Source organism: Sphingomonas sp. (assembly GCF_026460985.1).
Taxonomy (GTDB): Bacteria; Pseudomonadota; Alphaproteobacteria; order Sphingomonadales; family Sphingomonadaceae; genus Sphingomonas.
The window spans coordinates 1-9,059 of the sequence record NZ_JAPKNM010000060.1; the positions used below are offsets into that span (position 1 = coordinate 1).

General features: G+C 68.4%; 9 protein-coding genes. 5 read left to right on the forward strand and 4 right to left on the reverse strand.

The features are described from left to right. Positions 1-211: 211 nt before the first annotated feature. The 3 genes from MT490_RS09575 to MT490_RS09585 all read left to right on the forward strand — a co-directional run bounded on the left by MT490_RS09575 (position 212) and on the right by MT490_RS09585 (position 2,489). Complete coding sequence (locus MT490_RS09575; protein ID WP_297386499.1) at positions 212-586, forward strand: BlaI/MecI/CopY family transcriptional regulator; 375 nt, start codon at positions 212-214, stop codon at positions 584-586. Further along, a complete protein-coding gene (locus tag MT490_RS09580; RefSeq protein ID WP_297386501.1) occupies positions 586-2,073 on the forward strand; it encodes a M56 family metallopeptidase in 1,488 nt (495 codons plus the stop codon). The genes MT490_RS09575 and MT490_RS09580 overlap by 1 nt, the downstream gene beginning before the upstream one ends. Before the next feature lie 80 nt (positions 2,074-2,153). Continuing rightward, positions 2,154-2,489: a UrcA family protein gene (locus MT490_RS09585; RefSeq protein WP_297386504.1), complete on the forward strand. Its 336-nt coding sequence runs from the start codon at positions 2,154-2,156 to the stop codon at positions 2,487-2,489. Here the strand turns inward: MT490_RS09585 and MT490_RS09590 are convergent. Continuing rightward, complete coding sequence (locus MT490_RS09590; protein WP_297386506.1) at positions 2,486-3,274, reverse strand: SDR family oxidoreductase; 789 nt, start codon at positions 3,272-3,274, stop codon at positions 2,486-2,488. The two genes, MT490_RS09585 and MT490_RS09590, sit on opposite strands and share 4 nt — an antisense overlap. Positions 3,275-3,296: 22 nt before the next feature. Continuing rightward, positions 3,297-4,442 (reverse strand): acyl-CoA dehydrogenase family protein, encoded by a 1,146-nt coding sequence (locus MT490_RS09595; RefSeq protein WP_297386509.1) that lies wholly within the window; start codon positions 4,440-4,442, stop codon positions 3,297-3,299. 152 nt (positions 4,443-4,594) lie between these two features. On the opposite strand from MT490_RS09595, the gene MT490_RS09600 reads away from it, so the two are divergent. Beyond that, positions 4,595-6,043: an MFS transporter gene (locus MT490_RS09600; RefSeq protein ID WP_297386512.1), complete on the forward strand. Its 1,449-nt coding sequence runs from the start codon at positions 4,595-4,597 to the stop codon at positions 6,041-6,043. A 52-nt stretch (positions 6,044-6,095) separates the two neighbouring features. Here the strand turns inward: MT490_RS09600 and MT490_RS09605 are convergent, their stop codons facing one another. Both MT490_RS09605 and aceA read right to left on the reverse strand, forming a co-directional pair. Beyond that, entirely contained in the window at positions 6,096-6,251 is a 156-nt protein-coding gene (locus MT490_RS09605; RefSeq protein WP_297386515.1) for a hypothetical protein, read from the reverse strand. A 14-nt stretch (positions 6,252-6,265) separates the two neighbouring features. After that, positions 6,266-7,549, reverse strand: coding sequence for an isocitrate lyase (gene aceA, locus MT490_RS09610; protein ID WP_297386518.1), 1,284 nt, complete (start codon positions 7,547-7,549; stop codon positions 6,266-6,268). A gap of 188 nt (positions 7,550-7,737) precedes the next feature. On the opposite strand from aceA, the gene MT490_RS09615 reads away from it, so the two are divergent. After that, a partial coding sequence (locus tag MT490_RS09615; RefSeq protein ID WP_297386519.1) for a short-chain fatty acyl-CoA regulator family protein occupies positions 7,738-9,059 on the forward strand: 1,322 nt, incomplete at its 3' end.

The following is a 9,059-nucleotide window of genomic DNA, read 5'->3' on the forward strand; positions in this document are numbered from 1 at the left end:
GAGGGGGCGGAACCACTGCGCTCAATTAGAGAGGGCATTGCTTACCTCCCCCTCCGACGCCTTCGGCGCCACCTCCCCCTGGCGGGGGAGGATTTTGAATGTCGATCCGTCCTAGCCTCGTCATCCCGGCTTTCGCCGGGATGACGGTTGTCTCTTGCTGCTACATTTGTAGCATGTTACAAATGTAGCATCTTAGGGCAGGAGGATCCGCGTGATCGAGTCGCTGCCGCGCCGCGAGCGCGAGGTGTTCGAGGTCTTGTGCAGCTTGGGCGAGGGCACCGCGGCCGCGGTGCGCGGCACGCTCGCCGATCCTCCCAGCGATTCCGCCGTGCGGACCTTGCTCTCGCGGCTGGTCGCCAAGGGCCTGGTCGCGCATCGCACGGTGAACCAGGCCTATGTCTATGCGCCCGCCGAGCAAGCCGGGGCGGTCGCTGAGACCGCGCTGCAGCGGATTGTGCAGACCTTCTTCCGCGGCTCGGCGGCGAGCGCGGCGACTGCGCTGCTCGGCATGGAGCCCAAGCTGACCTCCGAGGAGATCGAGGCGTTGCAGCGCGCGATCGACAATGCCCGCAAGGAGGCCGAGTGATGCTGGCGCTGCTGATCGATCTCGGCTGGAAGTCCACGCTGATCGCCGTGGCCGCGCTGGCTGGTGTCCAGGCGCTTGGTGGCCGCAGCGCGGCGGAGCGGGTGCTGCTGCTCCGCGTGGCACTGGCGGCGCTCTTTGCGCTCCCGATTTTCGTGACCGTGCTTCCGGCGCTGGAGTTTGCGCTGTTGCCGGCGGCGCGCGAGGCGGCGGTACCGCTGACGGCTGCGATGGCGGCCGGGCCGATGCCTGTGCCGGCAATGCCTTCGCGGCCTGCCGGTCCCGATGCCGATGCGATCGTCACTGCCCTCTATATGGCCGGCGTGGCGCTCCTGCTGGCGCACATGGCGGTCGGGGTCTGGACGCTGCGGCGGTGGACTCGATCGGCGGAGGCGTCGCGCGATCCGGCCTGGCTCGCGGCAATTTCGGGGCCGTCGCGGTTGCGGCGGCCGGTGCAGCTGCGCGTGTCGCCGCAGGTCGCTTCGCCGATCAGCTGGGGCGTCGTGCCGGCCTTTATCCTCATCGGCCCCGACACTGCGGCGCGGCCCGAACAGGCCGAGGCGGTGATCGCGCACGAACTGGCCCACGTCCGGCGGTTCGACTGGCCCGTGCTCATCGCCGCGCGTGCGGCGCTGGCGCTCTACTGGTTCAATCCGCTGGCCTGGCTGCTGGTCCGCGAACTCGTCCGCCAGGCAGAGCTCGCAGCCGATGAGGATGCGGTGCGGCAGGTCGCTCCCGTCGACTATGCGCAGACCCTGCTCGCTGTGGCGAACCGATCCCGGGCGCATGCGCATGCCAATGGCATGGCGCTCAACCAGACGCTGCTTGCAAGCCGGATCGCCAAGGTGCTCGACGGCGGCCGGCCGCGCCCGGCGCGGCGCGTGGCGCTCGCGCTGTTACTCGCGGGCGGGTTCGCTGCCAGCGCGCCGCTTGCGGCGATGAAATTGGTACGCGCGGAGCCGCAGGGCGCGGCCGTGCGTCCCGCACCGTCGCCGGAGCGATCGGCCGCGCCGATCCGCACTGCCTCTCCGTCCGATCCCACCATGCCCGCCGCCGCGCCGACGACGCCTTGGGACGTCGTTTCCGCGACGGAGGCGCCGCAGACCGTGCCCGCGGCCGACGCTCCGGCCGTCCCCGCCGTTGCTTCGGCGCCGGTTCCGGTGGACGCGAACGTGCCGGCGCCGGTAGCGGTGGCGGTGGTTCGGCCTCGCGCCGTTTCCTCGGAGCCGCAGACCGCGGTGCCGGAAAGCGAGGAGCGGCAGGCCACAGACGAAGAGCGACGCGAAGCAGCCCAGGAACGCCGCGAGGCGGCGCAGGAGCTGCGCGAACAGGCTGCCGAGATATACGAGCAGGCGAACGACCTCGAGCGCAGCGCGAACGAGACCGGACAGCCGGCAGCGGCGCGCGACGGGATGCTCGTCGGCGTGCGAAACCTCCGGAACACCGCCAAGGGACTCGAAGAACAGGCTGCGAAGCTGGCCGGCAGCTAGCGCAACCGATCACCCGATCGAAGCGACCGCGCGATTTCGCGCCACGGGACCGGCGTGTCCGGCAATCAGGGAGAAAGACGATGCTGCTCACCAACTTCGTTCTGCTGGCGCTGCTCGGCGTCTCCGTCACCGAGGCGCCTTTCCTCCAGGCGGAGCCCGTCGCCGCGATCGGCTACGGCGATCTTGCGCTGGATACCAGCGTGGGCCGTGCCGCGCTTCGCCAGCGCGTCGCGGTCGCGGTGCGCGGTTTCTGCGCTCGGCATGGCGACTATGTGACGCCGGTATCGCTCCGATACGACCCCAATTACTGCCCTGACATGATGCGTTCGGAACTGATGGCTGAAATGCCGCGCGCGGTGCGCCGCGCCTATTCGCTGGCGCGGCGCGAAGCCGGAGTTCGCGGCCGCCAGCTCTAACCGTCGATGCTGCCGCCCAGCGACGCGTTGACCAGCCCGCCGTCGACGGTGATCGTCTCGCCGATCACATAGTCGCCGGCGCGGCTGGCGAGGTAGATGGCGGCGCCGGCCATGTCCTCGTCGCTGCCGATCCGCTTCGCGGGGATCGCCTTGGACACGGCGTCGCCATGGTCGCGCGCGGCCTTGTTCATGTCGCTGGCGAAGGCGCCGGGGGCGATCGACGTGACGTTGATGTGATCGCGCACCAGCCGCGCCGCCATGCGTTTGGTCAGATAGATCAGCGCCGACTTGGAGGCGTGGTAGCTGTACGTCTCCCACGGATTGAGCCGCTGGCCGTCGATCGACGTTATGTTGATCACCTTGGCGGGGCGCTCGGCGCTGCCACCGGCCTTCAGCAGATCGTGGAGCGCCTGGGTGAGGAAGAAGGGCGACTTGACGTTGAGGTCCATCACCTTGTCCCAGCCCTTTTCGGGGAAGGTCTCGAACGGTTCGCCCCAGGCGGCGCCGGCATTGTTGACGAGGATGTCGAGCCGCGGCTCGCGCGCGGCGAGATCCTCGGCCAATGCGCGGCAGCCTTCGACGGTGGAGATGTCGTGGGGCAGTGCGATGCAGTTCTCGCCCAGCGCCGCCGCGGTCTCCTCGCAAGCCTCGGCCTTGCGCGACGAGACATAGACCCTGGCGCCCTGGGCGACGAAGCCCTGCGCGATCATCCGCCCGATCCCGCGCGACCCGCCGGTGACCAAAGCGACGCGGCCGTCGAGGCGGAACAATGCATTCGTGTCCATTCGTCTCTCTCCCAAATCGCGTCTATCCGCCTCGCTTCAACGTCTCGCGCGCGATGATCAGCTGCTGGATCTGGCTGGTGCCCTCGTAGATCCGGAACAGCCGGACGTCGCGATAGAGCCGCTCGATCCCATAGTCGGCAATATAGCCCGCCCCGCCGAAGATCTGCACCGCGCGATCGGCGACGCGGCCGACCATCTCGCTGGCGAAATACTTGGTCGCGGCGGCTTCCATCGTGGTGTTCTCGCCGGCATCTTTCTTCGCTGCCGTCTCGAGCATCAGCGCGCGGGCGGCCATGGCCTCGGTCTTCGAATCGGCGAGCATCGCCTGGATCAACTGGTGCTCGGCGATCGGCTTGCCGAATTGCTTCCGCTCGCTGGCATAGGTGACGCAGTCGGCGATCAGCCGCTCGGCGACCCCGACGCACACCGCGGAGATGTGCAGCCTTCCGCGATCGAGCACCTGCATGGCGATCTTGAAGCCCTGGCCCTCCTCGCCGAGCCGGTTGGCGACCGGGACGGGGGTGTCGTCGAACACCACGTCGGCGACGCGCGCGCCCTTCTGCCCCATCTTCTTCTCGGGCTCGCCGATCGAGATGCCGGGCAGGTCGCGCGGTACGAGGAAAGCCGAGACGCCGCGTCCGCCGGGTTCGTCGCCGGTGCGCGCCATCACGGTGAAGAGCTGGGCCTTGTCGGCATTGGTGATGAAGCGCTTGGTGCCGGTGAGGCGATACACGTCGCCGTCCCGCACCGCGCGGGTCTTCACCGCGCCCGAATCCGATCCGACATCGGGCTCGGTCAGCGCGAAGCTGGTGATCACCTCGCCGCTCGCGATGCGCGGCAGCCATTCGGCCTTTTGCTGGGGCGTGCCCGCCATCACCAGCCCCTGGCTGCCGATGCCGACATTGGTGCCGAAGGTCGAGCGGAAGGCCGGCGTGGTGCGGCCGAGCTCGATCGCGACCCTGCATTCCTCGACCATGCTGAGCCCGAGCCCGCCATGTTCCTGGACGATCGACAGGCCGAACAGGCCGAGCGCCCGCATCTCCTCGACGATCGCCTCGGGAATCGCGTCGGCCGTCTCGACCTCGCCCTCCAGCGGGCGCAACCTTTCGTGCACGAAGCGGCGGATCGTCTCGATCAGGGCATCGAAGATCTCGGGGTCGAGCGCCATCGGGTGGGACGTTCCTGCTGTTCGAAGCTGAAAGCTATAGCTCACCATTCGTGAGCCGCAAGCCATACCGGATATTCCAATACGCGTGATTGACGGGGCCAGCGCACCACCTATGCTGGCCCGTGCACCCGTGAGCGTGAGAGGATCGTGCGATGGCGGCGAAGCAAGCGAGCACCGGCGCGTCGGCCATCCCGCCGGTCCGCCGGGTGCGCCAGACGACGATGCTCGCCTACGGCTTCGGCGCGGTCGCTTACGGGGTGAAGGACTTCTGCTTCTCCACCTTCCTGTTGCTCTTCTACAACCAGGTGCTCGGGCTCCCTTCGGCGCAGGTCGGCTTCGCGATCATGTGCGCGCTGCTGCTCGATGCGTTCATCGATCCGGCGATCGGCTTCCTCTCGGACCGGACGCGCGGGCGCTGGGGGCGGCGGCACCCGTGGATGTACGCGTCCGCGGCGCCCATTGCCCTGGGCTGGCTGCTGCTATGGAACCCGCCGGCCTGGTCGCAGGGAGCGATGCTCGCCTGGGTGTTCGCGACCGCGGTGCTCGTCCGTACCGCGGTCTCGGCCTATGAGGTGCCGTCGCAGGCGCTGAGCCCCGAGCTTTCGGCCGATTATGACGAGCGCACGCGGATCATGGCCTATCGCTACCTGTTCGGCTGGGCCGGCGGCATGGCGATGCTGATGGCCTCGTACGGCTGGTTCCTCGCCGATGGGCTGCTCGAGCGGCGCGGCTATGTCGGCTTCGCGCTCGCGGGCGCGATTGCGATGTTCGTGGCGATCCTCGTCTCTGCGCTGGGCACGCACCGCGAGATCGGGCGGCTGCCGCGCCCCGAGATCGAGCGCCAGTCGCTCGGCGCCAATTTCCGCGAGCTGCGCGAGAGCGTGCGCAACCGCGCCTTCCTGATCCTGATGGCGGCCGGGATCTGCTATTATTCGGCGCAGGGGATCAGCTACGCGCTGTCCAACTATCTCTATGCGCATGTCTGGGGGTTTCGCGGCGCCGACTTCCAATGGCTCGGGCTGATCCTGCTGCTCGGCGTGATCGGCGCCTTCCTGATCGCGCCGCGCGTGGCGAAGCGCACCGGCAAGCCGCTGGCGGCGATGGGGTTCATGATGGCGGCGGCGACGCTCCTTACTCTGCCTTACTGGCTGCGGCTCGCCGGGCTGTTTCCCGAGCCCGGAAGCCCGGTGCTGGTGCCGCTCCTCCTCTCGATCTTCACCGTCAACGCGACCTGCGCGGTCTCCTCGACGATCCTTGGCGCCTCGATGATGGCCGATGTCGTCGAGCATTCGGAGGTCGAGACCGGGCGGCGATCGGAGGGCGTGTTCTTCGCCGGCGCCTTCTTCGTCCAGAAATGCACGAGCGGGCTCGGCATTTTCGTCGCGGGATCGATCCTCGCGCTGGCCGGCTTTCCCGAAGCGGCGAAACCCGGCAGCGTGCCGGTGGAGACGGTCGACCGGCTGACCATATTGTTCGCCGCGCTCTATTTCGGGCTCGGCTTCGCCGCGGCGTTCTTCTACCGGCGCTTCCCCTTCGGCAAGGACGAGCATCTCGCGCGGGTGGAGCGGCTGGCTGCCGGGGAAATGCCCGCCGGGGGCTGAACCCCGGCGGGCATCCTTTCCTCCCCAGGAAAGTCGTGCCTCAGGCCCAGAATCAGGCGACGCGGCCGAGGCGGTGATAGAGATTGGCGTACTTCGTCGACTCGGGCTGGTCCTTGATCTTGTTCAGATGCGTGCCGACGGCTTCGCGGAGCAGCCGGAAGTCCTCGGTCGAGAAGACGGCGCGGCTGCGCTGGGGTTCCTGGGTCATGGTCGTTGCTCCTTTCAGGCAGCTTGCTTGTTGAACTGATCGGTCTCGGTGCTCTCGGCGAGCGCGGTGGTCGAGCTCTCGCCGCCGGCCACGGCCTGGGCGATCGCATCGAAATAGCCGGTGCCCACTTCGCGCTGGTGGCGCGTCGCGGTGTAGCCGTTGGCCTCGGCAGCGAATTCGGCCTGCTGGAGCTCCGAATAGGCCGCCATGCCGCGATCCCGGTAGCCGCGCGCCAGCTCGAACATGCCGTAATTGAGCTGGTGGAAGCCGGCGAGCGTGACGAACTGGAACTTGTACCCCATCGCGCCGATCTCGCGCTGGAAGCGGGCGATCTGGTCGCGATCGAGATTCTTCTCCCAGTTGAAGCTCGGCGAGCAGTTGTACGCCAGCATCTTGTCCGGATGCTCGCGCTTGATCGCCTCGGCGAAGCGGCGGGCGTCGTCGAGATTGGGCTTCGACGTCTCCCACCACAGCAGATCGGCATGAGCCGCGAAGGCGAGCCCGCGCTTGATGCAGTGATCGACGCCGGTCCCTTCCTTCAGCCGGAAGAAGCCTTCGGCGGTGCGCTCGCCGGTGAGGAACGCGCGGTCGCGCTCGTCGACGTCCGAGGTGATCAGCCGCGCGCTCTCGGCATCGGTGCGCGCGCAGATCACGGTCGGCACCCCGCAGACGTCCGCCGCCAGCCGGGCGCTGTCCAGGTTGCGGATATGCGCCTGGGTGGGGATCAGGACCTTGCCGCCGAGGTGCCCGCATTTCTTTTCCGATGCGAGCTGGTCTTCATAATGCACCCCGGCGGCGCCTGCGGCGATGTACGCCTTCATGATCTCGAAGCAGTTGAGCGGCCCGCCGAACCCGGCCTCGGCATCGGCGACGATCGGCGCGAACCAGTCGCGGGTCGCGCCGCCCTCCATATGCTCGATCTGGTCGGCGCGCTGGAGCGTCGCGTTGATCCGCTTGGCGAGCTCGGGCCCGGCATTGGCGGGGTAGAGCGACTGATCGGGATACATCTGCCCGGCGGTGTTGGCGTCGGCCGCGACCTGCCAGCCCGAGAGGTAGATCGCCTTCAGTCCCGCGCGGACCATCTGCATCGCCTGATTGCCCGAGAGCGCGCCGAGGGCGTGGACATAGTCCTCTGTCCTGAGCAGCTCCCACAGCTTGAGCGCGCCGCGGCGGGCGAGCGTGTGCTCGATCGGGAGCGAGCCGCGCAGCCTGGTCACGTCCTCGACCGAATACGGACGGACGATCCCGTCGAAGCGGCCGGCAGGGGCGGGGACCAGATCGTCGAAGCGCATCGGCATTGTCGTTTCCTTGACAGTTTGTGCCCAATACATCGCCGCAGCTGACGAAGTTGACTATTCCTTTATGACCAAAAATTGCGTCTATTTGTCTCCTGGTGCTTGCTCATCGATTGTAAATATGTAAATTATTTACAAGTCTTCCGCCGATACCGCGGTACGGAACATAAGAAGAACAAAGGCGTTTGGGAATAGCCGATCATAAGCTCTTCGCGGGACACCCGATCCGTCGGCTGCGGCGCCAGATGGGGCTGACCCAGGCCATGATGGCGGAGGCGCTGGGCGTCTCGCCCAGCTATCTCAACCTTGTCGAGCGCAACCAGCGCCCGATCTCGGCGACATTGCTGCTCCGGCTGGCGCAGACCTACGACTTCGATCCGCGGGCGCTTTCCGCTAGCGAGCCCGGCGGCGGCGCCGAGGCGATCCGGCGGCGGCTGGCCGATCCGCTGTTCGCCGATCTGGAGATCGACCGGCACCAGATGGAGGAGTGGCTGGCCGGCGCGCCCGGCGGCGCCGAGGCCTTCGCGCGCGCCTATGACCGGATGGGCGGCGGCGCCCCGGGCGCGGCGGAGCCCGACGATGCCGGCCGCCAGGTCCGCCGCGAGATCGAGCGCTGGCGCAACCATTTCGCCGACCTCGACGCGGCCGCCGAGGCGCTCGCCGACGAGCTGCGCATCGCCGCGGGCGACCTTTATGGCGCGATGGCCGAGCGGCTGCGCGTCAAGCACCAACTCGCGGTGCGGATCCTGCCCGCCGACGTGATGCCCGACCGGATGCGGCGGCTCGACCTGCATGCGCGCCAGATCCAGCTGTCGGAGATGCTCGACGTTCCCGCGCGCACTTTCGCGCTCGCCGAGCGGCTGGCGGAAGAAGCGCGGGCGGAGATCGACGCGTTGGTCAAGGCGGCCGCGTTCGATCGCGTGGCCGAGCGGCTCTATCGGCGCCATCTCAGCGGCTATTTCGCCGCCGCGGTGATGATGCCCTATGCACGCTTCCTGCGCGCGTGCGAGACGAGCGGCTACGATCTTGAATTGCTCCAGCGCCGCTTCGGGGCGAGCTTCAGCCAGGTCGCGCACCGGCTGACCACGCTCCAGCGCGTCGGCGCGCGGGGTCTGCCCTTCTTCCTGATTCGAGTCGATCGCGCCGGCCAGGTGTCGAAGCGTTATGCCGGGGCGAGCGCTTCACCGCTGGCCGAGGGCCCGGGAATCTGCCCCTTGTGGAATATTTTTGAGTCCTTCGCGCGCGACGAGATCGTCAGCCAGTTGGTCGAGCTCGAGGACGGCAGCCGCTGGTTCACGCTGGCGCGGGCGGTCGCGCCGCAGGGCGCCCGTGTGGCCAGCGTCCCTGCGCGCTTCGCGATGGGCATCGGCCTGGCCGCCGGCGAGGCACGTACGCTTGCCGTAGCGGCGGGGCGCGACCTGGCGGCGCGCGCGGCGCCGATCGGGCTGGGCTGCCGGGCGTGCACGCGGCCCGATTGCCCGCAGCGTTCGGCGCCGTCGGCCGGGCGCGCGAT

Excerpts from the sequence above, each read along its gene's own strand:
- MT490_RS09580 (WP_297386501.1), top strand. The coding sequence starts at position 586 with ATGCTGGCGCTGCTGATCGATCTCGGCTGGAAGTCCACGCTGATCGCC.
- MT490_RS09585 (WP_297386504.1), top strand. The coding sequence starts at position 2,154 with ATGCTGCTCACCAACTTCGTTCTGCTGGCGCTGCTCGGCGTCTCCGTC.
- MT490_RS09590 (WP_297386506.1), bottom strand. The coding sequence starts at position 3,274 with ATGGACACGAATGCATTGTTCCGCCTCGACGGCCGCGTCGCTTTGGTC.
- MT490_RS09595 (WP_297386509.1), bottom strand. The coding sequence starts at position 4,442 with ATGGCGCTCGACCCCGAGATCTTCGATGCCCTGATCGAGACGATCCGC.
- MT490_RS09600 (WP_297386512.1), top strand. The coding sequence starts at position 4,595 with ATGGCGGCGAAGCAAGCGAGCACCGGCGCGTCGGCCATCCCGCCGGTC.
- MT490_RS09605 (WP_297386515.1), bottom strand. The coding sequence starts at position 6,251 with ATGACCCAGGAACCCCAGCGCAGCCGCGCCGTCTTCTCGACCGAGGAC.
- aceA (WP_297386518.1), bottom strand. The coding sequence starts at position 7,549 with ATGCCGATGCGCTTCGACGATCTGGTCCCCGCCCCTGCCGGCCGCTTC.